Source organism: Lysinibacillus sp. 2017, from assembly GCF_003073375.1.
Taxonomy (GTDB): Bacteria; Bacillota; Bacilli; order Bacillales_A; family Planococcaceae; genus Solibacillus.
Genome location: NZ_CP029002.1, coordinates 3,606,488 through 3,632,813, shown reverse-complemented (window position 1 = coordinate 3,632,813; position 26,326 = coordinate 3,606,488). Strand labels below are relative to the sequence as shown.

The 26,326-nt window shown below is 39.4% G+C and carries 40 protein-coding genes; 39 read left to right on the top strand and 1 reads right to left on the bottom strand.

Annotated elements, in window-relative coordinates; all coding sequences use genetic code 11:
- Positions 1 to 15: 15 nt before the first annotated feature.
- From DCE79_RS17870 to rpsI, 37 genes are all read left to right on the top strand, one after another.
- Positions 16 to 1,956, top strand: coding sequence for an ABC transporter permease (locus tag DCE79_RS17870; protein ID WP_234417293.1), 1,941 nt, complete (start codon positions 16 to 18; stop codon positions 1,954 to 1,956).
- Between the two features lie 126 nt (positions 1,957 to 2,082).
- The gene (locus DCE79_RS17865; RefSeq protein ID WP_108714288.1) at positions 2,083 to 3,402 is read left to right on the top strand and encodes a Na+/H+ antiporter family protein; all 1,320 of its coding nucleotides are present in this window, start codon (positions 2,083 to 2,085) and stop codon (positions 3,400 to 3,402) included.
- Positions 3,403 to 3,777: 375 nt separating this feature from the next.
- Positions 3,778 to 4,086: a 30S ribosomal protein S10 gene (gene rpsJ, locus DCE79_RS17860; protein ID WP_008406970.1), complete on the top strand. Its 309-nt coding sequence runs from the start codon at positions 3,778 to 3,780 to the stop codon at positions 4,084 to 4,086.
- A 51-nt stretch (positions 4,087 to 4,137) separates the two neighbouring features.
- A complete protein-coding gene (gene rplC, locus DCE79_RS17855; protein WP_108714287.1) occupies positions 4,138 to 4,767 on the top strand; it encodes a 50S ribosomal protein L3 in 630 nt (209 codons plus the stop codon).
- Positions 4,768 to 4,794: 27 nt separating this feature from the next.
- Positions 4,795 to 5,418: a 50S ribosomal protein L4 gene (rplD, locus tag DCE79_RS17850; RefSeq protein WP_108714286.1), complete on the top strand. Its 624-nt coding sequence runs from the start codon at positions 4,795 to 4,797 to the stop codon at positions 5,416 to 5,418.
- Positions 5,418 to 5,702: a 50S ribosomal protein L23 gene (gene rplW / locus DCE79_RS17845; RefSeq protein ID WP_008406966.1), complete on the top strand. Its 285-nt coding sequence runs from the start codon at positions 5,418 to 5,420 to the stop codon at positions 5,700 to 5,702. The genes rplD and rplW overlap by 1 nt, the downstream gene beginning before the upstream one ends.
- A gap of 39 nt (positions 5,703 to 5,741) precedes the next feature.
- Positions 5,742 to 6,572 (top strand): 50S ribosomal protein L2, encoded by an 831-nt coding sequence (gene rplB / locus DCE79_RS17840; protein ID WP_108714285.1) that lies wholly within the window; start codon positions 5,742 to 5,744, stop codon positions 6,570 to 6,572.
- A gap of 60 nt (positions 6,573 to 6,632) precedes the next feature.
- The gene (gene rpsS / locus DCE79_RS17835; RefSeq protein WP_108714284.1) at positions 6,633 to 6,911 is read left to right on the top strand and encodes a 30S ribosomal protein S19; all 279 of its coding nucleotides are present in this window, start codon (positions 6,633 to 6,635) and stop codon (positions 6,909 to 6,911) included.
- A 22-nt stretch (positions 6,912 to 6,933) separates the two neighbouring features.
- A complete protein-coding gene (rplV, locus tag DCE79_RS17830) occupies positions 6,934 to 7,278 on the top strand; it encodes a 50S ribosomal protein L22 (RefSeq protein WP_108714283.1) in 345 nt (114 codons plus the stop codon).
- Positions 7,279 to 7,281: 3 nt separating this feature from the next.
- Entirely contained in the window at positions 7,282 to 7,938 is a 657-nt protein-coding gene (rpsC, locus tag DCE79_RS17825) for a 30S ribosomal protein S3 (RefSeq protein ID WP_108714282.1), read from the top strand.
- Position 7,939: 1 nt separating this feature from the next.
- Positions 7,940 to 8,374, top strand: coding sequence for a 50S ribosomal protein L16 (gene rplP, locus DCE79_RS17820; RefSeq protein ID WP_108714281.1), 435 nt, complete (start codon positions 7,940 to 7,942; stop codon positions 8,372 to 8,374).
- On the top strand, positions 8,364 to 8,564 hold the full coding sequence (gene rpmC, locus DCE79_RS17815; RefSeq protein WP_108714280.1) for a 50S ribosomal protein L29: 201 nt from the start codon (positions 8,364 to 8,366) through the stop codon (positions 8,562 to 8,564). The genes rplP and rpmC overlap by 11 nt, the downstream gene beginning before the upstream one ends.
- An 18-nt stretch (positions 8,565 to 8,582) precedes the next feature.
- Complete coding sequence (rpsQ, locus tag DCE79_RS17810) at positions 8,583 to 8,846, top strand: 30S ribosomal protein S17 (protein ID WP_108714279.1); 264 nt, start codon at positions 8,583 to 8,585, stop codon at positions 8,844 to 8,846.
- A gap of 47 nt (positions 8,847 to 8,893) precedes the next feature.
- Positions 8,894 to 9,262 carry a 50S ribosomal protein L14 gene (rplN, locus tag DCE79_RS17805; protein ID WP_108714278.1) on the top strand — a complete coding sequence of 123 codons (369 nt, stop codon included), beginning with the start codon at positions 8,894 to 8,896 and terminating at the stop codon, positions 9,260 to 9,262.
- A gap of 37 nt (positions 9,263 to 9,299) precedes the next feature.
- The gene (gene rplX, locus DCE79_RS17800) at positions 9,300 to 9,608 is read left to right on the top strand and encodes a 50S ribosomal protein L24 (RefSeq protein ID WP_108714277.1); all 309 of its coding nucleotides are present in this window, start codon (positions 9,300 to 9,302) and stop codon (positions 9,606 to 9,608) included.
- Between the two features lie 28 nt (positions 9,609 to 9,636).
- Positions 9,637 to 10,176: a 50S ribosomal protein L5 gene (rplE, locus tag DCE79_RS17795; protein WP_108714276.1), complete on the top strand. Its 540-nt coding sequence runs from the start codon at positions 9,637 to 9,639 to the stop codon at positions 10,174 to 10,176.
- A 23-nt stretch (positions 10,177 to 10,199) separates the two neighbouring features.
- Positions 10,200 to 10,385, top strand: a complete 186-nt coding sequence (locus DCE79_RS17790) for a type Z 30S ribosomal protein S14 (protein ID WP_108714275.1) — start codon at positions 10,200 to 10,202, stop codon at positions 10,383 to 10,385.
- A gap of 30 nt (positions 10,386 to 10,415) precedes the next feature.
- Positions 10,416 to 10,814 carry a 30S ribosomal protein S8 gene (gene rpsH / locus DCE79_RS17785; RefSeq protein WP_108714274.1) on the top strand — a complete coding sequence of 133 codons (399 nt, stop codon included), beginning with the start codon at positions 10,416 to 10,418 and terminating at the stop codon, positions 10,812 to 10,814.
- Between the two features lie 31 nt (positions 10,815 to 10,845).
- Positions 10,846 to 11,385: a 50S ribosomal protein L6 gene (gene rplF / locus DCE79_RS17780; protein WP_108714273.1), complete on the top strand. Its 540-nt coding sequence runs from the start codon at positions 10,846 to 10,848 to the stop codon at positions 11,383 to 11,385.
- Between the two features lie 41 nt (positions 11,386 to 11,426).
- Entirely contained in the window at positions 11,427 to 11,786 is a 360-nt protein-coding gene (gene rplR / locus DCE79_RS17775; protein ID WP_108714272.1) for a 50S ribosomal protein L18, read from the top strand.
- Between the two features lie 21 nt (positions 11,787 to 11,807).
- Complete coding sequence (rpsE, locus tag DCE79_RS17770) at positions 11,808 to 12,308, top strand: 30S ribosomal protein S5 (RefSeq protein ID WP_108714271.1); 501 nt, start codon at positions 11,808 to 11,810, stop codon at positions 12,306 to 12,308.
- A 13-nt stretch (positions 12,309 to 12,321) separates the two neighbouring features.
- A complete protein-coding gene (rpmD, locus tag DCE79_RS17765) occupies positions 12,322 to 12,501 on the top strand; it encodes a 50S ribosomal protein L30 (protein ID WP_108714270.1) in 180 nt (59 codons plus the stop codon).
- A 32-nt stretch (positions 12,502 to 12,533) separates the two neighbouring features.
- The gene (rplO, locus tag DCE79_RS17760) at positions 12,534 to 12,974 is read left to right on the top strand and encodes a 50S ribosomal protein L15 (protein WP_108714269.1); all 441 of its coding nucleotides are present in this window, start codon (positions 12,534 to 12,536) and stop codon (positions 12,972 to 12,974) included.
- Positions 12,974 to 14,269, top strand: coding sequence for a preprotein translocase subunit SecY (gene secY, locus DCE79_RS17755; RefSeq protein WP_108714268.1), 1,296 nt, complete (start codon positions 12,974 to 12,976; stop codon positions 14,267 to 14,269). Before rplO ends, secY begins: the two co-directional genes overlap by 1 nt.
- A 61-nt stretch (positions 14,270 to 14,330) precedes the next feature.
- A complete protein-coding gene (locus DCE79_RS17750; RefSeq protein WP_108714267.1) occupies positions 14,331 to 14,984 on the top strand; it encodes an adenylate kinase in 654 nt (217 codons plus the stop codon).
- Positions 14,985 to 15,406: 422 nt separating this feature from the next.
- The gene (gene infA / locus DCE79_RS17745) at positions 15,407 to 15,625 is read left to right on the top strand and encodes a translation initiation factor IF-1 (protein WP_016839390.1); all 219 of its coding nucleotides are present in this window, start codon (positions 15,407 to 15,409) and stop codon (positions 15,623 to 15,625) included.
- A gap of 37 nt (positions 15,626 to 15,662) precedes the next feature.
- Complete coding sequence (gene rpmJ, locus DCE79_RS17740) at positions 15,663 to 15,776, top strand: 50S ribosomal protein L36 (RefSeq protein ID WP_000868344.1); 114 nt, start codon at positions 15,663 to 15,665, stop codon at positions 15,774 to 15,776.
- Between the two features lie 24 nt (positions 15,777 to 15,800).
- A complete protein-coding gene (rpsM, locus tag DCE79_RS17735; RefSeq protein ID WP_108714266.1) occupies positions 15,801 to 16,166 on the top strand; it encodes a 30S ribosomal protein S13 in 366 nt (121 codons plus the stop codon).
- Between the two features lie 26 nt (positions 16,167 to 16,192).
- Positions 16,193 to 16,582 carry a 30S ribosomal protein S11 gene (gene rpsK, locus DCE79_RS17730; protein ID WP_108714265.1) on the top strand — a complete coding sequence of 130 codons (390 nt, stop codon included), beginning with the start codon at positions 16,193 to 16,195 and terminating at the stop codon, positions 16,580 to 16,582.
- Between the two features lie 143 nt (positions 16,583 to 16,725).
- On the top strand, positions 16,726 to 17,670 hold the full coding sequence (locus DCE79_RS17725) for a DNA-directed RNA polymerase subunit alpha (protein WP_108714264.1): 945 nt from the start codon (positions 16,726 to 16,728) through the stop codon (positions 17,668 to 17,670).
- 55 nt (positions 17,671 to 17,725) lie between these two features.
- Complete coding sequence (gene rplQ, locus DCE79_RS17720; protein ID WP_108714263.1) at positions 17,726 to 18,103, top strand: 50S ribosomal protein L17; 378 nt, start codon at positions 17,726 to 17,728, stop codon at positions 18,101 to 18,103.
- A gap of 533 nt (positions 18,104 to 18,636) precedes the next feature.
- Positions 18,637 to 19,482 (top strand): energy-coupling factor ABC transporter ATP-binding protein, encoded by an 846-nt coding sequence (locus DCE79_RS17715; RefSeq protein ID WP_108714532.1) that lies wholly within the window; start codon positions 18,637 to 18,639, stop codon positions 19,480 to 19,482.
- Positions 19,458 to 20,330, top strand: a complete 873-nt coding sequence (locus DCE79_RS17710) for an energy-coupling factor ABC transporter ATP-binding protein (protein ID WP_108714262.1) — start codon at positions 19,458 to 19,460, stop codon at positions 20,328 to 20,330. The genes DCE79_RS17715 and DCE79_RS17710 overlap by 25 nt, the downstream gene beginning before the upstream one ends.
- Positions 20,327 to 21,124, top strand: coding sequence for an energy-coupling factor transporter transmembrane component T family protein (locus DCE79_RS17705; RefSeq protein ID WP_108714261.1), 798 nt, complete (start codon positions 20,327 to 20,329; stop codon positions 21,122 to 21,124). Before DCE79_RS17710 ends, DCE79_RS17705 begins: the two co-directional genes overlap by 4 nt.
- A gap of 17 nt (positions 21,125 to 21,141) precedes the next feature.
- On the top strand, positions 21,142 to 21,882 hold the full coding sequence (gene truA / locus DCE79_RS17700; protein WP_108714260.1) for a tRNA pseudouridine(38-40) synthase TruA: 741 nt from the start codon (positions 21,142 to 21,144) through the stop codon (positions 21,880 to 21,882).
- A gap of 237 nt (positions 21,883 to 22,119) precedes the next feature.
- Positions 22,120 to 22,557: a 50S ribosomal protein L13 gene (rplM, locus tag DCE79_RS17695; protein WP_108714259.1), complete on the top strand. Its 438-nt coding sequence runs from the start codon at positions 22,120 to 22,122 to the stop codon at positions 22,555 to 22,557.
- Positions 22,558 to 22,586: 29 nt separating this feature from the next.
- On the top strand, positions 22,587 to 22,979 hold the full coding sequence (gene rpsI / locus DCE79_RS17690; RefSeq protein ID WP_108714258.1) for a 30S ribosomal protein S9: 393 nt from the start codon (positions 22,587 to 22,589) through the stop codon (positions 22,977 to 22,979).
- Positions 22,980 to 23,051: 72 nt separating this feature from the next.
- Here the strand turns inward: rpsI and DCE79_RS17685 are convergent, their stop codons facing one another.
- Positions 23,052 to 24,098 (bottom strand): C45 family autoproteolytic acyltransferase/hydrolase, encoded by a 1,047-nt coding sequence (locus tag DCE79_RS17685; RefSeq protein ID WP_108714257.1) that lies wholly within the window; start codon positions 24,096 to 24,098, stop codon positions 23,052 to 23,054.
- A gap of 170 nt (positions 24,099 to 24,268) precedes the next feature.
- On the opposite strand from DCE79_RS17685, the gene DCE79_RS17680 reads away from it, so the two are divergent.
- Positions 24,269 to 24,553 (top strand): 2-keto-3-deoxygluconate kinase, encoded by a 285-nt coding sequence (locus DCE79_RS17680; RefSeq protein WP_108714256.1) that lies wholly within the window; start codon positions 24,269 to 24,271, stop codon positions 24,551 to 24,553.
- Positions 24,554 to 24,586: 33 nt separating this feature from the next.
- Positions 24,587 to 26,326: an ABC transporter ATP-binding protein gene (locus tag DCE79_RS17675; protein ID WP_108714255.1), complete on the top strand. Its 1,740-nt coding sequence runs from the start codon at positions 24,587 to 24,589 to the stop codon at positions 26,324 to 26,326.

The window sequence follows — 26,326 nt, the reverse complement described above, 5'->3', positions numbered from 1 at the left end:
AGCATGCAGAAAAACATGAAACATTACTATTTATACTTTTTTGCGCTTATTTTCAGCGTAACTTTGTTTTTCTCGTTTGTGACATTGCAATATAATGAATCTATTATTGAGGCGACTAAAGCGAGTGGTACGGCATCGAGTGGATTTGAAGCAGCTTCGTATATGCTATATTTCATTGTGCTGTTCTTTGTACTGTACGCTAATCACTTATTTATTAAGCGTCGTAGCAAGGAAATTGGCTTGTACCAATTAATCGGGATGACAAAGGGACTTGTGACACGTTTAATTGCCTTAGAAAATATTTTATTGTTTATTGGTGCTGTAAGTATTGGCATGGTCTTAGGACTGTTAAGCTCACGTTTATTTGCAATGATTTTGTTGAAGTTATTAAAATTTGATGTGATTGTTACGATGACCTTTAGTAAGGTAGCGATTGTAAATACATTAATAGTATTTGGTCTTTTATTGGTCATTATTTTAGTGCAAATGGCATTTATGGTACGTAAGTCGACGCTATTAGCATTATTTACTGCATCGAACCAAGCGGACGAGCGTGTAAAGCGATTTAGTGCATTCCACATGATCATGGGTGCATTTGGTTTGGCGTTAATAGGCTATGGCTATTATGCTAGTATGAATTTATTTACGGGGAAAACGACAAACTTATTTTTAAGTATGATTGTTATTTTAGCGACGACGATCGGTGGAACCTATTTTGTGTTCCGTTATTCAGTAGCATTTGTTTTGAATTTATTCCGTATGAGTAAAAAGGGACATTTGAATTTATCAGACGTATTAGCGTTAACACCGATTATGCACCGCATGAAAGGCAACGCAAAATCACTAACATTGATTACTGTACTAACGGCGGTATCACTTACGATTACGACACTTTCGTATATTAGTTACTATTCAGCAGGTACTTCAGCGGAGAATCAAGTGCCAGCAGATTATATCGCTGTAGATGGACGTGAACAGGTATTTGTTGATGCATTAGGACAACAAGATATTGATTTTGAAAAAAAAACATTTCACTTAACAAGTGCACAAGTTGATATGGCAGCTATTTTTTCAGAAGAAGCGATAGGTATGCTAAGTGATGATACATTGGCAGATGTCGTAATGGTTTCGCTATCTGATTATCAGCAGCTTGACCCGGATGCACAACTTGCTGAGGGAGAAGCAATTATTACAGGGTATGGCGGATTTCAATCCAATATTATGCCGTTAAAAGCGCCATTTGATTTGACGTTTTTACATCAACAACATGAATTCCCATTGCATATTAAAGAAGTAAACGACACGACATTTATAGCTTGGAAAATTACAGCGGGTGGATTTGTTGCCATTGTAAAGGATACAGTTTTTGAACAGCTGCAAGCATTAAATGAAGAGAATACGGTTGGTTATACTACTAAAGAGCAAACGTCGATTAATTTAATTGATGCAGACGACAAAACGTATAAACAAGTAGAAAAACTATATAGAGACACTGGTGCCAATATTTTAGTTCAATCAGAGGCTGATGGAAAAGTGAGGGAAATGAGTTCTAAGCAATCAATGATTGAAGATAATTTAAATTTATATGGCACATTGATTTTTACGACAGCATTTTTAGGTTTGGCATTTCTACTGGCGACAGGTAGTATTTTATACTTTAAACAAATGTCTGAAGCGGATGAAGAGGCAAGTTCCTATACAGTGCTACGTAAAATTGGCTTCACGGAGCAGGAAATTTTGCGCGGCATTATGTTCAAACAATTATTTAATTTTGGTGTACCGCTACTAATTGGCCTACTTCATAGCTACTTTGCGGTTAAGTCAGGTTGGTTCCTATTTGGTACTGAGCTCCTCACACCCCTAATTATTACGATGTCATTATACGTAGTGATGTATGTGGTATTTGCAGCATTAACGATTAATTATTACAAAAAAATTATTAAACAAGCTTTATAAACCCCTAAAACCGTCAATTTTTTCTTGATTGACGGTTTTAATTCGTCTGATTTCGTTGACTCAAGCGCTAATTTCTTGTAACTTTAACACATTAGTAATTTAGCACACGAAAGTGAAGTGAGAGATATGAATGCAGTTTTAGTAGCAGTTGGCATTATGCTTATTTTAAGTTTACTGCGTATTAACGTCGTTTTATCGCTAACAATTGGAGCCATTGTTGGTGGCCTTGCTGGTGGTTTAAATATAATGGATACAATTCAAGCATTTGTTGATGGTCTTGGTGGAGGCGCAACAATTGCACTTAGTTATGGGTTACTTGGTGGCTTTGCATTAGCAATCTCGCGAACAGGGATTCCTGAAGTATTAGTTAAAGCTATTTTAAAGTTAGTACAACGTGAAGGGGATTCACAAAAGAAAGGCTTAGCAAAAGCGCTTATCTTTTTAGTATTACTAGCACTTGCCATTATGTCTCAAAACTTAGTGCCCGTGCATATTGCATTTATTCCATTAATTGTACCTCCTATGATTAAGCTAATGAATATGCTAGAAATTGATCGTCGCTTAATCGCATGTATTTTAACATTTGGCTTAGTAATGCCTTATATGTTCTTACCTTTTGGTTTTGGCTTAATTTATCAAGACATAGTGGTCACACAGATGGGCATAGCGGGCGTTGACGTTACAATGAGTGATGTTCCTAAGGCAATGGCTATCGTTGCTTTAGGGATGGCTGTAGGGCTTCTGGGAGCGTTTTTTGCATATCGTAAGCCTCGTAAGTATGAAAACATAGAAGTGGCAACGTCAAACGAACAAGAAAAAGAAGTGAAAACACGTAATCTCATTTTTGCTGCGATTGCGTTAGTTGCTTCATTGGCCGTTCAAATTCCGACGGATTCAATGATTATTGGTTCAATTGTCGGAATTGCTATTTTATATATAACCGGTGCATTAAAAATAAAAGAAGCCGATCAAGTGCTATCTGACGGTATGCGTATGATGGCGTTCGTAGGATTTGTTATGATTTCAGCCAATGGATTTTCAGCTGTTATTAACGCAACAGGAGACGTTAAACCGCTTGTGGCGAATGCAATGGATATATTCGGTGGTAATGTAAGTGTGGCAGTGTTCATTATGTTAGTAGTAGGTTTAATCGTTACGATGGGTATTGGTTCTTCTTTCGCAACCATTCCAATTATTGCAGCAATCTTTGTTCCTTTAGGTGTAGAACTTGGTTTAAGTGATTTAGCGATTATTTGTTTAATCGGTACAGCGGGTGTTCTTGGAGATGCAGGTTCTCCAGCATCAGACTCAACGCTCGGACCAACATCAGGCTTAAATGTCGATGGACAACACAATCATATCTGGGATACATGCGTACCAACATTCCTTTTTTATAACATTCCGCAAATCCTTTTTGGATGGCTTGCAGTGGTTTTCTTCCTATAATATAGTCGTCACTCTCAGTGAAAAGAGAGTGACGTTTTTTTGTAACTATAGGAAATTAGGGAATCTAATTTTTCTGAATATTTTATCTAAAAAGGTTTTATTTCTTTTCGGTTGCTTTCAAGCTAATAGTCTTATATACTAGAAAACGGCTCAAAAAGAGCGAACGTATTAAAATAAAGAATTAAACATTATTAAAAAAAGAATTTTGCTAAAACACTTGCGATTTTCTTTTTTATTGTATATAATGTTGAATGTTGGTCTTTGACTGCGATGAAACGAGAGGTTGCCGACACACCCGGCCGCTTTGCCATGGCGGTGTGTAGGAGAAATTTTCGTGGAGAATGTCTAGAAAATAGGCGAGAAGGAGGGAAAGTAATGGCAAAACAAAAAATTCGTATTCGTTTAAAAGCGTATGATCACCGTATCCTTGATCAATCTGCTGAGAAAATCGTTGAAACTGCGAAACGTTCAGGTGCTGGTGTATCGGGTCCGATCCCACTACCTACTGAAAGATCTGTATACACGATCTTACGTGCGGTTCACAAATACAAAGATTCTCGTGAGCAATTTGAAATGCGCACACATAAACGTCTTATCGACATCGTTAACCCGACACCACAAACTGTCGACGCGTTAATGAAGCTTGATTTACCATCTGGCGTTGATATCGAAATCAAACTTTAATGGTAAAAAACAAATATAAACATTTTTTAAAATTTACAGGAGGTGTGACAAATGACTAAAGGAATCTTAGGTAGAAAAATTGGTATGACTCAAGTTTTCGCTGAAAACGGAGATCTTATCCCAGTAACAGTAATCGAAGCTACTCCAAACGTAGTTTTACAAAAGAAAACTGTTGAAACTGACGGCTACGAAGCAATCCAAGTTGGTTTCGAAGACAAGCGCGTTAAGCTTTCTAACAAACCTGAACAAGGCCACGTAGCGAAAGCAAGCACGGCTCCTAAGCGCTTCATCCGTGAGTTCCGCAACTTAGAAGTTGCTTCTTACGAAGTTGGTCAAGAAGTCAAGGTAGAAGTATTCGCAGAAGGCGATGTAATTGATGTAACAGGTATTACTAAAGGTAAAGGTTTCCAAGGTGTAATTAAACGCCATGGTCAATCTCGTGGTCCTATGGCCCACGGTTCTCGTTACCACCGTCGTCCTGGTTCAATGGGTCCAGTTGCTCCGAACCGCGTATTTAAACAAAAGAAATTACCTGGTCAAATGGGTGGTACTGTTGTAACAATTCAAAACCTTGAGATCGTTAAGGTTGATGTTGAACGTAACCTACTATTAGTAAAAGGTAATGTTCCTGGTTCTAAAAAAGCATTAGTAACAGTTAAATCTGCTATTAAATCAAAATAATTCTCTTAAAGAAAGGAGGAAACAGGAATGACAAAGGTTTCAGTACTTAGTCAAACAGGTGCTTCAGTTGGCGAAATCGAATTAAACGATGCGATTTTCGGAATCGAGCCAAACGAAGCTGTATTATTCGACGCAATTGTTGCTCAACGCGCATCTTTACGTCAAGGTAATCACAAAGTTAAAAACCGTTCAGAAGTTGCTGGTGGTGGTCGTAAGCCATGGCGTCAAAAAGGAACTGGTCGTGCTCGTCAAGGTTCGATCCGCTCTCCGCAATGGCGTGGTGGTGGTGTTGTATTCGGTCCTACACAACGTAGTTACGCATACAAACTACCTAAGAAAGTTCGTCGTTTAGCACTTAAATCTGCTTTATCTGCTAAAGTATTAGAACAAAACTTCGTAGTACTTGATGCATTAACATTAAATGCACCAAAAACTAAAGATTTCAAAGCAGTATTAACTGCATTAGAAATCAGCAAAAAAGCATTATTCGTAACTGCTGAAGTTAACGAAAATGTAGCTTTATCTGCTCGTAACATCCCTGGTGTTACAGTGTTAACAGCTGAAGGAATCAACGTATTAGACCTATTAGGTCACGATAAAGTTGTTTTCACTCAAGACGCTGTGAAAAAAGTTGAGGAGGTGCTTGGATAATGGAAGCACGTGATATTTTAAAACGTCCAGTCATTACTGAGCGTTCTTCAGAAATTATGGCAGAGAAAAAGTATACTTTTGAAGTAGACACTCGCGCTAACAAAACTCAAGTTAAAGACGCAGTAGAAGAAATCTTCGGCGTTAAAGTTGAGAAAGTAAACGTAATGAACTACAAAGGTAAGTTTAAACGCGTTGGTAAATTCGGTGGATACACTAACAAACGTCGTAAAGCGATTGTTAAATTAACTGCTGATTCTAAAGAAATCGAATTATTCGAAATCTAATTTTAATATAACTCAACCCTAAAGAAGGAGGGAAAACAAATGGCGATTAAAAAGTATAAGCCAACCTCAGCTGGTCGTCGTAACATGACATCATCTGATTTTGCCGAAATCACTACTAATAAACCTGAAAAGTCTTTATTAGAGTCAACTAAACGCAAAGCTGGTCGTAACAACCAGGGTAAAATTACTGTTCGTCATCACGGTGGTGGTCACAAGAAACAATACCGTGTTATCGACTTTAAACGTCTTAAAGATGGCATTCCAGGACGCGTTGCTACAATTGAGTACGATCCAAACCGTTCTGCGAACATCGCATTAATTAACTATGCTGACGGTGAAAAACGTTATATCCTAGCTCCAAAAGGTCTTGAAGTAGGTCAAATGATCGTTTCAGGTCCAGAAGTGGACATCAAAGTGGGTAACGCTTTACCATTAGCTAACATTCCAATGGGTACTACAATCCATAACATCGAAATGAAACCTGGTAAAGGTGGACAATTAGTACGTTCAGCTGGTACTTCTGCACAAGTATTAGGCCGTGAAGGTAAATATGTAATCGTTCGCTTACAATCTGGTGAAGTACGTTTAATCCTTGCTACTTGCCGTGCTACAATCGGTCAAGTTGGTAATGAACAACACGAACTTATCCACATTGGTAAAGCAGGTCGTAATCGTTGGTTAGGTAAACGCCCAACAGTTCGTGGTTCTGTAATGAACCCTAACGATCACCCACACGGTGGTGGTGAAGGACGTTCTCCAATCGGACGTAAATCTCCAATGACACCATGGGGCAAACCAGCTCTTGGTTACAAAACTCGTAACAAGAAAAATAAATCATCTAAATTTATTATTCGCGGACGTAAAAAATAATGTGTTAAAACTACGGTTCCATAGGCGAACCGTGGTGGTATCACGGAGGGAGGTTCCTAAATGGGTCGCAGCATGAAAAAAGGCCCTTTTGCAGACGATCACCTTATGAAAAAGGTGGAAGCGCAAGAGGCTTCTGAAAAGAAACAAGTAATTAAAACTTGGTCTCGCCGTTCTACGATTTTCCCTAACTTCATCGGTTTAACAATCGCTGTATATGACGGACGTAAACACGTTCCTGTATACGTAACTGAAGATATGGTAGGTCATAAACTAGGTGAGTTTGCACCAACACGTACTTACAAAGGTCACGGTGCAGATGACAAGAAAACAAGACGCTAATTTTGAGAGGAGGTAAATCCTAATGACACAAGCTAAAGCTATCGCTCGTACAGTTCGTATCGCTCCTCGTAAAGTTCGTCTAGTAGTAGACTTAATTCGAGGAAAGCAAATCGGTGAAGCAGTTGCAATTTTACGTCATACTCCAAAAGCGGCGTCTCCAGTCGTTGAGAAAGTATTAAAATCTGCAGTTGCTAACGCTGAACATAACTACGAGTTAGATATGAACAACTTAGTTGTATCTGAAATCTTTGTTGATGAAGGTCCAACATTAAAACGTTTCCGTCCGCGTGCACAAGGTCGTGCATCGGCAATTAACAAACGTACAAGCCACATTACAATCGTGGTATCTGAGAAGAAGGAGGGATAATCCGTGGGTCAAAAAGTACATCCAATAGGACTACGTGTTGGTATTATTCGTGACTGGGAGTCAAAGTGGTTCGCTGAAAAAGACTACGCAGATCTTTTACACGAAGATATCAAAGTTCGTAAATATATCGAAACTCAACTTAAAGATGCATCTGTATCTAAAGTAGAAATCGAACGCGCAGCAAATCGCGTAAATGTTACAATTCACACTGCTAAACCAGGTATGGTAATCGGTAAAGGTGGTACGGAAGTCGAAAACTTACGTAAATACTTATCTGATGTAACTGGTAAACGTGTACACATCAATATTATTGAAATTAAACGTGCTGATTTAGATGCTCGTCTAGTAGCAGAAAATATCGCTCGTCAACTTGAGAACCGCGCATCATTCCGTCGTGCTCAAAAACAAGCAATCCAACGCACAATGCGTTCGGGTGCTAAAGGTATTAAAACACAAGTATCTGGTCGTTTAGGTGGCGCTGATATCGCGCGTGCTGAACACTATAGTGAAGGAACTGTCCCACTTCATACATTACGTGCTGACATTGATTATGCACATGCTGAAGCGGATACAACTTACGGTAAACTAGGCGTTAAAGTTTGGATCTACCGTGGCGAAGTTCTTCCAACTAAAAAGAACTCTGTGGAAGGAGGCAAATAATATGTTATTACCTAAACGCGTAAAATATCGTCGTGAACACCGTGGTAACATGCGTGGTGAAGCGAAAGGCGGTAAAGAAGTATCTTTCGGTGAGTTTGGCTTACAAGCTACAACAGCATCTTGGATTACTAACCGTCAAATCGAAGCAGCACGTATCGCAATGACTCGTTACATGAAACGTGGCGGTAAAGTTTGGATTAAAATCTTCCCACATAAGCCTTACACGAAAAAGCCTCTAGAAGTCCGCATGGGTTCTGGTAAAGGTTCTCCTGAAGGTTGGGTAGCAGTAGTAAAACCAGGAAAAGTAATGTTCGAAATCGCTGGTGTATCTGAAGAGATCGCACGTGAAGCACTTCGTTTAGCATCACACAAACTTCCTGTGAAAACTAAAATTGTAAAACGTCAAGAAACTGGTGGTGAATCTAATGAAAGCTAATGATATCCGTGACCTTGCGAATTCAGAAATCGAATTAAAAGTGAAATCACTGAAAGAAGAGCTTTTCAACCTTCGCTTCCAATTGGCGACTGGTCAATTAGAAAACACAGCTCGCATCCGTGAAGTTCGCAAAGCGATCGCACGTATGAAAACTGTGATTCGTGAAAGAGAAATCAGTGCAAATAACTGATAAAGGAGGGTTCTAAGTATGACTGAGCGCAATCAACGCAAAGTTTACACAGGCCGCGTTGTTTCAGACAAAATGGATAAAACAATTTCTGTTTTAATCGAAACACATAAAAAGCATGCGCTTTATGGCAAACGTGTAAAATACTCTAAAAAGTTTAAGGCTCATGATGAGCTAAACACTGCGAAAATCGGTGATATCGTACGTATCATGGAAACTCGCCCGCTATCAGCTACTAAGCGCTTCCGTTTAGTTGAAGTTGTAGAAAAAGCGGTTATTATTTAATAACACATTTCGGAATAAAATATAATTTCCGAGGGGAGGTAACCTAAGTGATTCAACAAGAAAGTCGTATGAAAGTTGCTGACAACTCAGGTGCACGTGAAGTTTTAACAATTAAAGTACTTGGTGGTTCTGGACGTAAAACTGCTAACATCGGTGATGTCGTTGTTTGTACCGTTAAGAAAGCAACACCAGGTGGCGTTGTCAAAAAAGGTGACGTTGTTAAGGCTGTTATCGTTCGCACTAAAACAGGTGCTCGTCGTAAAGACGGTACTTACATCAAATTTGACGAGAATGCTTGCGTAATCATCAAAGATGATAAATCACCACGCGGAACTCGTATTTTCGGACCAGTTGCACGTGAATTACGTGATGGCAACTTCATGAAAATCGTTTCTCTAGCTCCAGAAGTTCTTTAATTTCATGACAGTACCAATCAAGGAGGTGCGACACAAAATGCATGTTAAAAAGGGCGATAAAGTAAAAGTAATTACTGGTAAAGACAAAGGTAAAGAAGGCGTTATCTTAGCTGCTTTCCCAAAACAAGACCGCGTTCTTGTTGAAGGGGTAAACATCGTTAAGAAACACGTTAAACCTAACCAATTGAACCCACAAGGTGGTATTGTATCTCAAGAAGCTGCAATCCACATTTCGAACGTAATGCTAATCGATCCTAAATCTGGCGAGCCGACTCGTGTAGGTTTTGAGATCAAAGATGGCAATAAAGTTCGTGTTGCAAAAAAATCCGGTGTAGTAATCGACTAACAAGTAAACTAAGAAGGGAGGTACACACATGAGCCGCCTAAAAGAAAAATATTTAAACGAAGTATCATCTGCTCTTATGAGCAAATTCGAATATAAATCAGTTATGCAAATCCCTAAAGTAGACAAAATCGTAATCAACATGGGTGTTGGTGACGCTGTTCAAAACTCTAAGGCTTTAGATGTAGCTGTTGAAGAATTAACAATTATCACTGGTCAAAAACCAGTTGTAACAAAAGCAAAAAAATCAATCGCTGGTTTCCGTCTTCGTGAAGGTCAAGCAATCGGTGCTAAAGTTACATTACGCGGTGAGCGTATGTATGAATTCTTGGATAAATTAATCGCTATCGCACTTCCACGTGTACGTGACTTCCGTGGTGTTTCTAAAAAAGCATTCGATGGTCGCGGTAACTACACTTTAGGTGTTAAAGAACAATTAATTTTCCCTGAAATTGATTACGATAAAGTTTCAAAAGTACGCGGTATGGACATCGTTATCGTAACTACTGCGAATTCTGACGAAGAAGCTCGCGAGTTATTAACACAGTTCGGTATGCCGTTCCAAAAGTAATTTAAACAAGGAGGGCGAAAAACTTGGCTAAAAAATCTATGGTTGTTAAACAACAACGCACGCAAAAGTTCAAAGTACAAGAATATACACGTTGTGAACGCTGTGGCCGTCCACACTCTGTATACCGCAAATTTAAACTTTGCCGTATTTGTTTCCGTGAACTTGCATATAAGGGACAAATTCCTGGCGTTAAAAAAGCCAGCTGGTAATCCCCTAATTTGGGAAGGAGGTAAATTTTCATGACAATGACTGATCCAATTGCAGACATGCTTACACGCATTCGTAATGCAAACATGGTACGTCACGAGAAGTTAGAAGTTCCTGCTTCTAACGTAAAGAAAGAGATCGCTGAAATTTTAAAGCGTGAAGGTTTCGTACGTGATGTTGAATATGTAGAAGACGACAAGCAAGGTATCATCCGTATTTTCTTAAAATATGGTAAAGATAACGAGCGCGTAATTACTGGTCTTAAACGTATCTCAAAACCAGGTTTACGTGTATATGCTAAAACAACTGAAGTACCAAAAGTATTAAATGGTCTTGGTATCGCTTTAGTATCAACTTCAAATGGCTTATTAACTGACAAAGAAGCTCGCGCTAAACAAGTTGGCGGAGAAATCTTAGCATACATTTGGTAATTAGTAAGAAAAGAACGGAGGTGCAATATAAATGTCTCGCGTAGGTAAAAAAAGTATCGAGGTACCTGCTAACGTAACTGTAGTAGTCGCTGAAGGCAACTTAGTTACTGTTAAAGGTCCAAAAGGCGAATTAACTCGTCAATTTAATCAAGATATGAAAATCGAACAAGAAGGCAACATGCTTTCAGTTGTTCGTCCTTCTGATTCGAAAGAACACCGTACTAACCACGGTACAACTCGTGCGTTATTAGCTAACATGGTAACTGGTGTTTCTGAAGGTTTCTCTCGCTCTCTAGAACTTATTGGTGTAGGTTACCGTGCTCAATTACAAGGCAAAAAGCTTGTATTGAACGTAGGTTTCTCTCACCCAGTTGAGTTTACACCTGAAGAAGGTTTAGAGGTTGAAGTTCCTTCAAACACTAAAATCATCGTTAAAGGTATTTCTAAAGAGCGTGTTGGTGCATTAGCATCTAACATCCGCGACGTACGTCCGCCAGAGCCTTATAAAGGTAAAGGTATTCGTTACGAAGGTGAATTCGTTCGCCGTAAAGAAGGTAAAACAGGTAAATAATGCGGCCTAAAACCGCATCAATCTAGAAAGGAGTGACCTCTGTGATTACGAAACAAGACAAAAATCAAGTTCGTAAAAAACGTCATGGGCGTGTTCGTTCTAAAATTTCGGGTACTGCACAACGTCCTCGTTTAAACGTATTCCGTTCTAATAAGAACATTTATGCACAACTAATCGACGATGTAGCTGGTGTAACTTTAGTTTCTGCTAATACTCAAGAAAAAGATTTCAAAGAGTTAGTATCAAACATTGAAGCTGCTACTAAAATCGGTGAAACAATCGCTAAACGCGCTGCTGAAAAAAATATTACTACTGTGGTATTTGACCGTAGCGGTTACTTATATCATGGTCGTGTGAAAGCTTTAGCTGAAGCTGCACGTGAAAACGGCTTAGAATTTTAATAAGAAGGAGGGACATACTTCATGAGTCGCATTGACGCAAACAAATTAGAACTTGAAGAACGCGTTGTTACAATTAACCGTGTTGCTAAAGTTGTTAAAGGTGGTCGTCGCTTCCGCTTCACTGCATTAGTTGTAGTTGGAGATAAAAATGGTCATGTAGGTTTCGGTACTGGTAAAGCCCAAGAGGTTCCAGACGCAATCCGCAAAGCTGTTGAAGACGCGAAGAAAAACTTAATCGAAGTACCACGCGTGGGTGGAACTACTCCACACTTAGTGCAAGGTCGCTTCGGTGCAGGTTCAATCTTAATCAAACCTGCAGCTCCTGGTACAGGAGTTATCGCTGGTGGTCCAGTACGTGCCGTACTAGAACTAGCGGGTATTACTGATATTCTTTCAAAATCTCTTGGTTCAAGCACACCAATTAACATGGTGCGCGCAACTGTAGCAGGTTTAACTGAATTAAAACGCGCAGAAGATGTAGCAAAACTACGCGGTAAATCAGTGGAAGAGTTATTAGGATAAGGGGGGAATTATAATGACTAAATTACAAATCACCCTTACAAAATCTGTGATCGGTACTAAACCAAACCAACGTAAAGTTGTTGAGGCATTAGGATTACGTAAATTAAATCAAACTGTGGAACAAGCAGATAATGCTGCTATCCGTGGTATGTTAACAAAAGTAGCTCACTTAGTTACAGTTGAAGAAATTTAATTTCACATTATTGAACAAGGAGGTGCTCTCATATGAAACTTCATGAGTTAAAACCAGCAGAAGGATCGCGTAAAGTACGCAATCGCGTAGGTCGTGGTATCGGTTCTGGTAATGGTAAAACTGCAGGTAGAGGTACTAAAGGTCAAAATTCTCGTTCTGGCGGCGGTGTTCGCCCTGGATTCGAGGGTGGTCAAAACCCTTTATTCCGTCGTTTACCTAAACGTGGCTTTACGAACATTAACCGTAAAGAATACGCTATCTTAAATATTGATGCGTTAAACCGTTTCGAAGAAGGTGCAGAAGTAACACCTGCATTATTATTAGAAACTGGTATCGTGAGCAATGAAAAAGCTGGAATCAAAATTCTAGGTCATGGTACTGTAAACGTTAAGCTTACAGTCAAAGCTCACAAATTCTCTGCTTCTGCTAAAGAAGCAATTGAAAACGCTGGCGGAACTACTGAGGTGATTTAATGTTTCAGACAATCTCTAACTTTATGCGCGTTCGAGATATACGAAATAAAATCATCTTCACATTATTAATGTTAATCGTTTTTCGTATCGGGACATTCATCCCGGTACCTAACGTTAACGCAGATGTATTAAAGGCAACTGATGAGTTTAACTTAGTAGGTTTCCTTAATACGTTTGGCGGTGGTGCATTGAAAAACTTCTCGATCTTCGCGATGGGGATTATGCCTTACATCACAGCCTCAATCATTACGCAGTTATTGCAAATGGACGTTGTACCAAAGTTTGCCGAATGGTCTAAACAGGGTGATGTTGGCCGACGTAAGTTAGCTCAATTCACTCGTTATTTCACGATTGTTCTAGCATTTATTCAATCTTTCGCTATGTCATTTGGGTTTAACCAAATGTACGGCGGATCATTGATTGCAGATACTAGTATTCAATCGTATTTAACAATTGCTGTTGTTTTAACAGCAGGTACAGCATTCCTATTGTGGTTAGCTGAACAAGTTACTGCTTATGGTGTTGGTAATGGTATTTCTATTATTATCTTCGCTGGGATCGTCGCTGCGTTTCCTAATGCAGTAAATCAAATTTATGCACAACAAATTGAGGGAGCAGGAGATCAACTTTTCATTAAGATTGTCATCCTAGCTTTATTAGTTTTAGTGCTACTTGCAGTTATTATTGGGGTTATTTACATTCAACAAGCGTTACGTAAAATCCCTATTCAATACGCAAAACGAGTTGCTGGTAATTCGCCTAAGATTGGTGCACAACAAACTCACTTACCTTTAAAAGTAAATGCTGCAGGGGTTATTCCGGTAATCTTCGCGGTAGCGTTTATTGTAACACCACAAACTTTAGCGACATTCTTTGGTGATAATAACGTAACATCATTCATCTCAAACACTTTTGATTATACAAAACCAGTAGGGATGTTAATTTATGTTGTATTAATTATTGCTTTTGCATATTTCTACGCATTCATTCAAGTGAATCCGGAAAATGTGGCTGATAACTTGAAAAAGCAAGGTGCCTACATCCCGGGTATTCGCCCAGGTAATGACACTCAAGCTTACTTAACAAAAGTCCTTTATCGACTAACATTTGTTGGTTCTCTATTCTTAGTAGTTATTGCTGTAATGCCGATTTTATTCATTAACTTCATGAACCTGCCAGCTTCGGCTCAAATCGGGGGAACAAGTATGATTATCGTAGTTGGTGTTGCACTAGAAACGATGAAGCAATTAGAGTCTCAATTAGTGAAACGTCATTATAAAGGCTTTATGAAATAATGCAGGTTTGGGAGACAATTTTGTTTCCTGACCCGCGTAGTTTATAAGGGGGAGCATTCTTATGAATATCGTTTTAATGGGTCTACCAGGTGCTGGTAAAGGTACTCAAGCTGACAAAATTGTTGAGAAGTACGCAATCCCTCATATTTCTACGGGTGACATGTTCCGTGCAGCTATTAAAGAAGGCACAGAATTAGGTATACAAGCAAAATCGTTTATGGATCAAGGTGCTTTGGTTCCTGATGAAGTAACGATTGGTATTGTTCGTGAGCGTCTTTCACAAAAAGATTGCGAAAAAGGATTCTTATTAGATGGATTCCCACGTACAGTTCCTCAAGCTGAAGCTTTAGATAGCATCCTTGAAGAACTAGGTCGTCCAGTTGAATATACAATTAATGTTCAAGTCGAAAAAGAAGAATTGATCGCACGCTTAAGTGGTCGTCGCATTTGTAAAACATGTGGCTCTTCTTATCACTTAGTTTTCAATCCTCCTATAGAGGAAGGAAAATGTGATAAAGATGGTGGCGAGTTATACACACGTGCGGATGATAATCCTGAAACGGTTGCAAATCGCCTGGAAGTAAATATGAACCAAGCGCAACCTTTACTTGATTTCTATGAAGCAAAGGGTGTACTTACAAATATTAATGGACAGCAAGAAATTTCCAAAGTATTTGCTGATCTTGATGCTCTTTTACAGGGCAACCGCAGCTGATATCCGTCTGGACGCTAGACAGCTTCCGCGGTAGTCAATGCGGAGGCAACAACGAAACATAATTTTTTGAGAGTTGCAAAAGCATATAGTACCCGCTATATACTGCAAAGGTTGAGCACTTCACTGTGTGATGACATCTTTTCAAGGTATAATGGGTTTCGTGGAAGCATCTGTGTAACGGGTATGAATCTCTCATCCAAGACATTCCGGCTATCGTGTTAACATAAGGGATACAGTTCCATTAATTAGATACTGTATATTCCATGGATTGTGTGAAGCGAAACCAGACGAGCGTCTTATTGAACATCTCTCATGCAATCCAAAACATATGTTGAAACGAGTTGCTTCTTATTTAGGAGAAAACAGTTGCAAGAGCTCACATGAGTTTTTTGAGAATTAACATATAGAAGGGAGTCGAGAAGATGGCGAAAGACGATGTAATTGAAGTCGAAGGGACAGTTGTTGAGACTTTGCCAAACGCGATGTTTAAGGTAGAATTAGAAAATGGGCACACTGTGCTTGCACACGTATCTGGAAAGATTCGTATGCACTTTATCCGTATCCTACCTGGAGATAAGGTTACTATTGAGTTATCTCCTTATGATTTAACTCGCGGTCGTATCACATACCGTTTTAAATAATCTTTTGCACTCCGGACTATTAAGGAGGTTAGGTTAGATGAAAGTGAGACCATCTGTGAAACCGATCTGCGAAAAATGTAAAGTAATTCGCCGACGCGGTAAAGTAATGGTAATCTGTGAAAATCCTAAACACAAACAAAAACAAGGATAATTAATCAAGGAGGTGCACTAACGAATGGCACGTATTGCTGGTGTTGACATTCCTCGCGATAAACGCGTTGTAATTTCATTAACTTACATTTACGGTATTGGTAAAACGACTTCTCAAAAAGTATTAGCAGCTGCTGGTATTGACGAAAGCATCCGCGTTAAAGACTTAACAGAAGATCAATTAAATCAAATCCGTGAACAATTAGATTCATACAAAACAGAAGGTGACCTACGTCGTGAAATTTCTTTAAACATCAAACGTTTAATGGAAATCTCTTCATTACGCGGTATCCGTCACCGTCGTGGTTTACCTGTTCGTGGTCAAAATACGAAGAACAATGCGCGTACGCGTAAAGGTCCTCGTAAAACTGTAGCGAACAAGAAAAAATAATTAAGTAAAGGAGGTTCCTTCTTAACATGGCTCGTAAACAACAAACTCGTAAACGTCGTGTGAAAAAAAATATCGAATCTGGTATTGCTCACATCCGTTCTACATTCAACAATACAATCGTAACGATCACTGATATGCAAGGTAACGCATTATCTTGGTCTTCAGCTGGTGCTTTAGGTTTCCGTGGTTCACGTAAATCTACTCCATTCGCAGCTCAAATGGCTGCTGAAGCAGCTGCAAAAACTTCTATGGAACATGGTATTAAAACTTTAGAAGTTACAGTAAAAGGTCCTGGTTCTGGTCGTGAAGCTGCAATTCGTGCACTTCAAGCTGCTGGTTTAGAAGTAACTGCTATTAAAGACGTTACTCCAGTTCCTCATAACGGTTGCCGTCCGCCAAAACGTCGTCGCGTGTAATAGGTGCTGCTTAGAGGTATAACACTTCTAGGTACATCATGTTTCTTGTACATTTGTCTTGTGCATTATTAAATCTAACTTAGATTGACAACTATGATGGTATAAACCTATACATTAGATGTTTTGAAGGAGGGTAAATTGGAATGATCGAAATTGAAAAACCAAAGATTGAAACAGTGGAGATTAGCGAAGATGCTAAATATGGCAAATTTGTTGTAGAACCGCTTGAGCGCGGATATGGTAACACTTTGGGAAATTCACTACGTCGTATCCTTCTGTCTTCATTACCTGGAGCTGCTGTAACGTCAATTCAAATTGACGGCGTACTACATGAATTCTCAACAGTAGAAGGCGTTGTAGAAGATGTTGCTTCAATTATCTTAAACGTGAAAAAGCTAGCTTTAAAAATCTACTCTGACGAAGAAAAAGTCATTGAGATTGACATAAAAGGTGACGGAACGGTTACTGCTGCTGACATTACACATGACAGTGATGTAGAAATTTTAAACCCAGAACTGTATATCGCAACAATCGCTAAAAATGGTCACCTACGTATGCGTATGTACGCACAACGTGGTCGTGGTTATACTCCTGCTGATCAAAACAAACGTGAGGATCTTCCTATCGGCGTGATCCCGATCGACTCTATTTACACTCCAGTTTCACGCGTCAACTTCCAAGTAGAGAATACTCGTGTTGGACAAAATTCTGACTACGACAAGTTATCACTTGATGTATGGACAGATGGAAGCATCGGTCCTAAAGAGGCGATTTCACTTGGAGCGAAAATTTTAACTGAACACTTAAATATCTTTGTAGGCATGACTAATGAGGCACAAACTGCTGAAATTATGGTCGAAAAAGAAGAAGATCAAAAAGAAAAAGTATTAGAGATGACTATCGAAGAACTTGATCTTTCTGTTCGTTCTTACAACTGCTTAAAGCGCGCTGGTATCAATACGGTATTAGAGTTAGCTAACAAGTCAGAAGACGACATGATGAAGGTACGTAACCTTGGTCGCAAGTCTTTAGAAGAAGTTAAGCATAAGTTAGAAGAGCTTGGTTTAGGATTACGTAAAGAAGACTAAGCGAAAACTTATAAAATATAGCTAGATCAGATACATTTAAAGGAGGGAAACGTCCATGGGTTACAGAAAACTTGGTCGTACAAGTTCTCAACGTAAGGCATTACTACGTGACTTAGCTACTGATTTAATTATCAACGAGCGCATCGAAACTACTGAAGCGCGCGCTAAAGAAACTCGTAAAGCTGTTGAAAAAATGATTACTTTAGGTAAACGCGGTGATTTACACGCACGTCGTCAAGCGGCTGCATTCATCCGTCGTGAGCTAGTAACAGTTGGAGAAGGCGAAGAAGAAAAAACTGTTTTCGCACTTCAAAAATTATTTGACGATATTGCACCGCGTTATGCAGAGCGTCAAGGTGGTTACACTCGTATTCTTAAAGTAGGTCCTCGTCGTGGAGACGGCGCACCAGTAGTAATTATCGAATTAGTTTAATTCTAAGCGACAATGAAATGGGTAGAGGGGTGTCCGGTTCACCGGTTGAACCCGCACCCCTCTTTTTTAGTTTTTTTCGCCAGTGTTAAACACTAGTTGAAAAAATTCAAGCCTTGCAAATATCATAGATTTTGCTGAGGTATAATTTATTTAACGATTTATACGACAATAAATAAGCTGAGCGTTATGATGAGCGGAGCATTTATGCTGGCGTCTCGTTTAGCTCTCCGCACCTCATTCAACAAATAGTGGGCTTGAGCACCCATCTATTTTGTAAATGTAATGACAAGCGCATTTCTCTGAATGAGGTGCGCGCTTTTTTATTTAATGGAATTAGGGTTGAGCCCCTAAATTCCTACATACATATGCAAACATAAAGTACGTTTAAATAGGTGACCTCATCCGTCAGACTTGTTTGAAAACGTGCTTTATTTTTATATATGTTGATATAATTTCCCAGGAAAAGCTAGCAACACGTGAAGAAAACGTGTAAGTTATGTGTAGAGCAGAGATAGAGAGGAGTAAAGATGAGCGTGACTGAAATTTTATCATTTAATGATGTAACTTTTTCATATACACCAGACGAACCAACAGCATATAAAGCAGTGCAAAATGTGACATTCTCGATTAATAAAGGAGAATGGATTGCAATTGTTGGTCATAATGGTTCTGGAAAATCAACAATGGCGAAATTGATGAGCGGTTTATTATTCCCAGAGCAAGGTGAAGTACGTATAAAGCGAGATGTACTAACAGAAGAGAATTTATGGGAAATTCGCTCACAAATAGGAATGGTATTTCAAAATCCAGATAATCAATTTGTAGGGGCTACTGTGCAAGACGATGTTGCATTTTCATTGGAAAACAACGGTGTTCCATATGAAGAAATGGTAAAGCGTGTGCAAGAGGCATTACGACAAGTGAAGATGGAAAGCTTCTTAAATCATGAACCACACCATTTATCAGGTGGACAAAAGCAACGAGTAGCGATTGCTGGCGCTTTAGCGATGCACCCTCAAATTTTAATATTAGATGAAGCGACTTCGATGCTTGATCCACAAGGGCGAGACGAAGTACTTAAGATTGTACAGGCACTACGTGAACAAATCGGCTTAACGGTTTTATCAATTACGCATGATTTAGAAGAAGCACTTTTAGCAGACCGTGTAATTTTTATGAATGATGGGAAGAAGTATGCAGAAGGGACACCATCAGAAATTTTCGCGTTAGGGGACCAGTTAACCGAATTTGGTTTAGATCTACCTTTTGCTATGAAAATGACACGACTCTTACAAGCGCAAGGTGTTCAGCTGGTAGGCCAACATATGACAGAAGAAGAGCTGGTGAATGATTTATGGACATCCAACTTCAACAAGTAAGTTATGCTTACTCAAAAGGGACACCATTTGAAAAATACGCACTACATGATGTAGATTTATCGGTAAAGAGTGGTACATACCAAGCAATTATTGGTCATACGGGATCAGGTAAATCGACGATATTACAACATTTCAACGGACTTTTAAAACCTACAAGCGGTACTGTGAAAATTGGTGACCGAATGATTGTAGCAAATAAAAAGGCAAAAGAGTTAAAGCCTATCCGTCAAAAGGTTGGCATAGTATTTCAGTTTCCTGAGCATCAGCTGTTTGAAGAAACGGTGTTAAAGGATATTATGTTTGGTCCGATGAACTTTGGAGTTTCGGAAGAATTAGCAGAAAAACGTGCGCGTGAACTGATTACACTTGTTGGGTTACCTGACAGTGTATTAGAAAAGTCACCGTTTGATTTATCAGGTGGACAAATGCGTCGTGTTGCGATTGCAGGTGTACTCGCAATGGAGCCAGAAGTTATCGTACTAGATGAACCAACGGCTGGACTAGATCCGCGAGGGCAAAAGGAAATTATGGACTTGTTTTATGATTTACATCAAAAACGAGGACTAACAACCATTCTAGTCACGCATAGTATGGAAGATGCAGCACGTTATGCGGATAAAATAGCCATTATGCATGAGGGCCGTTGTGTATTAACAGGAGAGCCACGCGAATTGTTTACAGATATAGAGACATTGTCAAACTATCGTTTAGAGCCTCCGCGCATCGTACGCTTCCAACAAAAAATCGAAAAAATGATGAATAAAAAGCTATCCAAAATTTGCTTAACTGAAGAAGAGCTGGCAATCGAACTGGGTCAAGCTATCCGAGAGGGGCGTGAAGACCAATGATGGAGAAAATGATTTTCGGTCGCTTCATCCCTGGTAATTCGTTCGTTCATAAATTAGATCCACGTTCGAAGTTATTATTCGTTTTTACGTTTATTGTCATTGTCTTTTTAGCGAATAATATCACGACCTATGCGGTACTATTAGTATTCACATTACTTATTATTATGCTATCTCGCATCCGTTTATATTTTTTAATCAATGGATTAAAGCCAGTTATTTTCTTAATGGCGTTTACACTCATTCTGCATTTGTTGATGACAAAAGAAGGCGCAGTTCTTTTAGATCTTGGTTTTATGAAAATTTATGAAGAAGGTTTGCGACAAGGTATTTTCATTTCCGTACGTTTTTTAGTGCTCGTATTTATGACATCGATTTTAACATTAACAACGTCTTCGATTTCGATTACGGATGGGTTAGAAACATTATTAAATCCATTTAAAAAATTAAAACTCCCTGTACATGAATTGGCATTAATGATGTCGATTGCACTTCGTTTTATTCCAACGTTAATGGACGAAACGGATAAAATTATGAAAGCACAAATGGCACGTGGCTCGGATTTGAGTGCAGGTCCATTGAAAGATCGCTTAAAGGCGGTAGTCCCGCTTTTAGTCCCGCTATTTATTAGCGCATTTAAACGTGCTGAGGATTTAGCAACAGCGATGGAAGTACGTGGTTACCGTGGTGGTGAGGGGCGTACGAGATATCGTCAGCTGAATTGGACAATGAAAGACACACTAAGCTTATTCATTTTAGTACTTATTGCGGGTGTACTGTGGATGTTACGTAGTTAAAAGGAGTAAGTATAGACATGACAAGATTAAAAGCGACGATTAGTTATGATGGTACGCTGTTTGCTGGTTATCAGGTACAGCCTGGTGAGCGTACGGTCCAACTTGAAATTGAAAAAGTGCTTGAAACCATGCATAAGGGTGCCCACGTGAAAATTACAGCGAGTGGTCGTACCGACGCGCGTGTCCATGCCACAGGGCAATCGATTCATTTTGATACGCCGCTCGCGATTCCTGCTGACAGATATATGAAGGCATTGAATGTACAGCTTCCACGTGATATTCGCGTGTTACATGTTGAGGAAGTGGCGGATGATTTTCACGCACGTTTTAATGTGACGGGGAAACGCTATCGTTATATTTGGGATTGTAGCGCAGTACAAAGCCCGTTTCGACGTCATTATGCAGTGGAAACGAATGGTTTGAAACCAAATGTTGAAGCGATGGAGAAAGCGGCTGAAGCGATTATTGGAACACATGACTTTAGTTGTTTTTGCGCGGCAAATACGAGTGTTGTTGATAAGATACGCACCGTGCATGAGTTACAACTTGAGTGGCACGGTGAAGAGCTACATATGGCCATTGCAGGAACGGGCTTCCTATATAATATGGTACGTATTATTGCAGGTACACTTTGGGAAGTTGGAACAGGGAAGCGTGAAGCATCTTCATTAGCTGCGACAATCATTTCTAAAGACCGCGGACAAGCGGGGAAAACAGCATCGGCACATGGGCTATATTTAGAAAAAGTATTTTATTAAATTCCAAAAATATTTTTTAAAAAGTTTCGTAATAAAGAGATATTTACAGTGAAAAAGGCAATGTGAATAGGGTTAACAACCTTTCCAGGCGTTCAATTAAATATCTTGACTTTAAACGAGATACATTATATGATGATGTATGGTATTTTCATTACCACCACAAGATAAGCCCCGAAAACTTATAAGTGTATATAATGAAAAATAACGGTAATCTATATCGATTAGGAGGATACAAACATGCGTACAACTTTCATGGCTAAAGGTCACGAAGTAGAGCGTAAATGGTTAGTAGTAGACGCAGAAGGCCAAACTTTAGGTCGTTTAGCTTCTGAAGTAGCTGCTATCTTACGCGGTAAAAATAAACCAACATTCACACCGAACGTTGACACTGGTGATCATGTGATCATCATTAATGCAGAAAAGATCGAGTTAACAGGTAATAAATTACAAAAGAAATTATACCGTCACCATACTCAATTCTCTGGTGGTTTAAAAACTCGTACTGCTGCAACAATGAAAGAAAAATACCCGACTCAAATGCTTGAATTAGCAATTAAAGGGATGCTTCCAAAGAACTCTTTAGGTCGTCAAATGTTCACTAAACTGAACGTTTATGCTGGCGCTGAACATCCACACGCTGCACAAAAACCAGAAGCTTACGAGCTACGCGGTTAATTAATAAATTATAATAGGAGGAAATAACTTTGGCACAAGTACAATACATCGGCACAGGTCGCCGTAAAAGCTCAACTGCCCGCGTACGTTTAGTACCAGGCGAAGGTAACATTGTAATCAACAACCGTGAAATCGGTGATTACTTACCATACGAAACTTTACACTTAATCATCAACCAACCATTAGTAGCTACTGAAACAAAAGGCTCTTATGATGTTCACGTTAACGTAAACGGTGGTGGATTCACAGGTCAAGCTGGCGCAATCCGTCATGGTATCGCTCGTGCATTATTACAAGTTGATCCAGACTTCCGTGCTGCTTTAAAAGCTGCAGGTCTATTAACTCGTGATTCTCGCATGAAAGAACGTAAAAAACCAGGTTTACGCGGCGCTCGTCGTGCACCTCAGTTCTCAAAACGTTAATCTTCGGATTCAACTATATTTGCAGAATACAAAACTCTTTCCCAGGAATATTTCTGGGAAAGAGTTTTTTGTTTACATAGATATTTCATTTGCGAAGCCGCTGTTCGCAGCGAGACGTCCTTTTATTTTTGTGAAGGTGAAGTCCGTTCCTTGTAGCCAATTATTAAAATCAATGACCAATGGAAGGGCATCCCCGCCAAGTACAAATAGTGATTTTAGCTGCTCAGGTAAGTAACCAGCTGTATGAAGCGTGCCATCCCATGCACCGTATTTTGTAGCAAATACGCCGTTATCGGAGCTGTTCATTAATTGAAAGGCTTCTTTAAGGCCAAGTGTGTGGGATTGCGCGGTCATAATAACGTCTTCACGCGCTTTCGAATCCTCCATGCGGTAACGATTTTCTTCTTTTAAAATATGAAAATGGTTCGTACAAGCAGCTGCAGATCTTATTTCCACACGGCGTGGAGAGGCTTCGACTGCAAGGGCTTCACGAGATGAATCAAGTAATACATAGTTGAACGAATGTTTATGCGGAAGTTCCTTCAATAAGGAAACTGCTTCAGAAACATTGGCACAACTTTCTAAAACGATGCGACCGATCATATTGCATACAAAGCCGTCTTCACTGTTTTTTGTATTGACGAAATTATAGCCCATGACGAGACCCTTTTCGTTCATGCCATCCATTCGGCCCGTTACTTGCATGGTTGGCCCCATTGTTGCATAGCCTTCATCGGTAGGGGCATAGAACACATAACGACCGTCGTAGCTAAATGGATCATTATCATAATTTCTAATCATATAATCTTGGCCCGTTACAATTGAGCAACCGCTCTTTGGATAGGCAGCATAATAGCCTCCAAAATGAAGGTACGCCTGCTGTTCAGTTAACTGTAACCCATCTGCCAAACCTTGAATTTCTTCAATAATACTTGGTGCGTAGTTGGTTAATAAGGCTTTCACTTGTGGTACATCAACAACAAACTTTCTCTTAAGGCGTAGATAGAGAGCCTCTCGGTTTTGGAATAATGCGGATCCCATCAGCGCTTCAGCTTGTTTTAACCCAAATGCATAATGCGACCCACGAAATTGTATTACTTCACTTGTAACTTTTTTCATAAAGACACCCTTTGCTTACATCGTTTAATTCATACTAGCGATTTTTCAGAAGTAAGTACAATAAAAAAACAGTACTAATGTTCAATCTTACTATGGCTTATAAGAAAAAATCTCGTATTATTGTATACAAAGGTATACAATTGTATTCGATAGATGTGAGGTGAACGGAAATGAGAGAAGAAGGACGAGATAGACATCACGAGAAAGATGGAGAACATGGTGAGCATAGAAGAAGAGGTGCTCAAACTTTCCGTCGTGGGCGTGCATTAGAATTTTACCGTCAACTTGTTACAAAGCGCGATACATTAAAAAAACAATTAGAGTCATCAGAACTGCAATCGATTCATCCAGTGATCGCAGGGGAGTTAAAAGCAACGGAAGCCATTATGGATGAGTTTGTTGTGTTATTTCGATTAGATGAGTTAGTGGAAGAACCAGAGAAAGAAGCAGAGTAATTTTGAAAACGACGAGGAAGTGAATCTTTTAGTATGCAGGCAGTATGGAAATTATCAAAGTATGTGAAGCCGTATTTATTATTTGCAATTATTGCACCCGTTATGATGGTACTCGAAGTAAGTATGGACTTAGTGCAACCTACAATCTTACAACATATTATCGATAAAGGGATTGCAGAGAGTGATACGACGTATATCTTAAAAATGTTCGGATTGATGTTAGCAACATCATTTATTGGATTAATCGGAGGTGTAGGCTGTTCGATTTATGCGTCGCGTACAGCGGTCAATGTTTCGACAGACCTTCGCCATGATTTATATGAAACGATTACGTATTTTTCAAATAGAAGTAAAGATAAATTTACACTTGGTAAACTCGTTACAAATTTAACGAGCGATATTGAAATGCTTCAGCGTGCGTTAACGATGCTGCTGAAAGTTTTTGTGCGTGGTCCAATGATGTTTGTCGGTGCAATTGTCATTGTATTTTTAACGGCGCGTGAACTATTTCCAATTTTATTGGTCGTTGTGCCGATTCTGGCATTTTGTATGTATTATTTCACGATGCTTTCAGGCAAGCTGTTTCATAAAGTGCAGCGTGTCGTTGACCAAGTGAATACGAAAGTCCAAGAAAACTTAGCGGGGATCCGCGTCATTAAAGCATACAATCGTAAAAATCATCAAATTGAGCAATTTACAGATGTGAATACCCAATTAATGAAGCGTAACATGACAGCCGATCAAATTATTGGCGTGTTGGGACCTTTGACAATGTTCGTCGTCAATTTAGGGATTGTCGCGGCACTTTGGATGGGTGCTATTAAAGTAGACAATAATACGCTTCAAGTCGGTGTCATTTTGGCATTTATTAACTATTTAATGATGGTCATGCAAGGGTTAATGAGTTCATCGAATGTGCTCATTCAATTAGCGCGTGCGATTCCGAGTGCTGGGCGTATTGTGGAAGTGTTAGAAGAAACGACAGAACTAACAAACCCAACAACACCTGAAGTAAAAGATATAAAGGGGAGTGTCACATTTGAAAATGTAAACTTCTCTTATATTGAAGGAACGGAAGCTGTATTGAAAAATTTAAACTTCCATGTCAATGCTGGTGAAACCATAGGAATTATCGGGATGACTGGCAGCGGGAAGTCTTCTTTAGTAAAAATGATTCCGCGACTATTCGACGTAGATAGCGGTGTTATCAAAATTGATGGGGTTCCAATTCAACAGTATGACTTAGAACAACTACGACAATCGATTGGTTATGCACCACAAAAGGCGACATTATTTTCTAAAACAATTGCTGAAAATATTCGCTACGGGGATGATGCAGCAACAGATAGCCAATTACTTGAAGCCTTACAAGCAGCGAGTGCGGCAGAATTTGTTGAGAAGTTGCCAGCAGGTGTTGAACATGAATTAACACAAGGTGCGACCAACTTATCAGGAGGACAAAAGCAACGTCTTGCAATGGCACGGGCATTTATTCGTAAGCCACAAATTTTAATATTAGATGATGTAACGAGCGCGGTTGATAGTATTTCAGAAAAAAATATTCAACGTGCAATCGATAAAGAGTTCCAGCATGCAACGAAATTCATCGTATCATCGAAAATTTCTTCGATTCGTCATGCAAATCAAATCCTCGTGATGGATGATGGACGAATTGTTGCACAAGGAACCCATGACCAATTATTAAAAATAAGTCTGCTTTATAAAGAAATGGCAAAAACACAGGCAGAAAAAGGGGTGACGTTAAGTGAGTAA